Here is a 1,067-nt window from a genome sequence, read left to right on the forward strand (position 1 = left end):
TGGGGGTGCGGGATGTTGGCGCGGCGTGGCGCCATCCTTAGCCGATCAGGAAGCGCGGCGGCGCGCGACGCCGAGACCCGCGATTGCCAAGCCAACAAGGGCCAGCGAGCCCGGCTCAGGCACGGTGTTCGGGGTGAACACGGCAAAGGCCCAATTGTTCTCGGTGCGGTTGGCCGTCTTCGAGTCCACGAACGACCCAAAACGCTGCCAGGTGGCGCCGGTGCCATCCTGATAGCCCGTCTGCGTTGCCTGGTATTGGCCAATATTGCCTTGGAACTGGTCAGCGAACGCCACCCAAAGAACCCCGCAGCAGCTCGACGGGTCGCCGATGACGACGGTGGGAGGCGCCCCCAGAACCGCCAGCAGGGCGTCCGCCGCCTCATTCGCAGCCGCCTCGTCGCCGAGGAAGGTCGGGGCGTCAGAGGCAAAGACCGTGTTGTAGGGCCCGAAGACAAAGGAAACGTCATAGGTCAGGCCATCGACCTCCAGGTCCTGGATGCCGACTGCAACGCCGCCCGAATAGCTGATCGTGGGCGCTGCACCAGCCAAACTACCAGCCAAGATACCGACGGAGAGGGTGAAGGCTTTCAGAAGGCGGGCGATCGACGACATGGGTACTCCAGGGTTTCGGATGCGGACGCCGACGTCACGCAATTTCCGGACCATCCACAAGATTGATGGAAAAACTCAGAGCGATCAACGGTTTAGCAAAGGACGCTGCCAATGCCGCGCTGCGACTGTCAAAAAACTCGACGCTTCTGGGCGCGACGGCGGGCTAGCCTTGGGCTGCCACGCGCTCGGCCTTGCTCTGCAGCTTGTTCAGTGCGCTCAAGTAGGCCTTGGCCGACGCCACGATGATGTCGGGGTCGGCGCCGACCCCGTTCACCACCCGACCGGCATGCTGCAGCCGCACCGTCACCTCACCCTGTGACTCCGTGCTGCCACCCGTGATCGCGTTGACGGAATACAGCAGCATCTCTGCCCCCGACTGCACGACCGACTCGATGGCGCGCAGCGTCGCGTCGACCGGACCGTTGCCGTCGCTTTCCGCGCGATGCTCCTGGAGC

The 1,067-nt window shown here is 64.5% G+C and carries 2 protein-coding genes; both read right to left on the minus strand.

The features are described 5' to 3' along the window. Nucleotides 1–45: 45 nt before the first annotated feature. Nucleotides 46–612, minus strand: a complete 567-nt coding sequence (locus AC1DU6_RS32440; RefSeq protein ID WP_200955291.1) for a PEP-CTERM sorting domain-containing protein — start codon at nt 610–612, stop codon at nt 46–48. A 163-nt stretch (nt 613–775) separates the two neighbouring features. Next, the coding region (locus AC1DU6_RS32445) for an alpha-isopropylmalate synthase regulatory domain-containing protein (protein ID WP_477862348.1) at nt 776–1,067 on the minus strand (292 nt) is incomplete at its 5' end.

The organism is Roseateles sp. P5_B10 (genome assembly GCF_056400485.1).

Coding starts and splice junctions, on each gene's coding strand:
- AC1DU6_RS32440 (WP_200955291.1), bottom strand. CDS start 612: ATGTCGTCGATCGCCCGCCTTCTGAAAGCCTTCACCCTCTCCGTCGGT.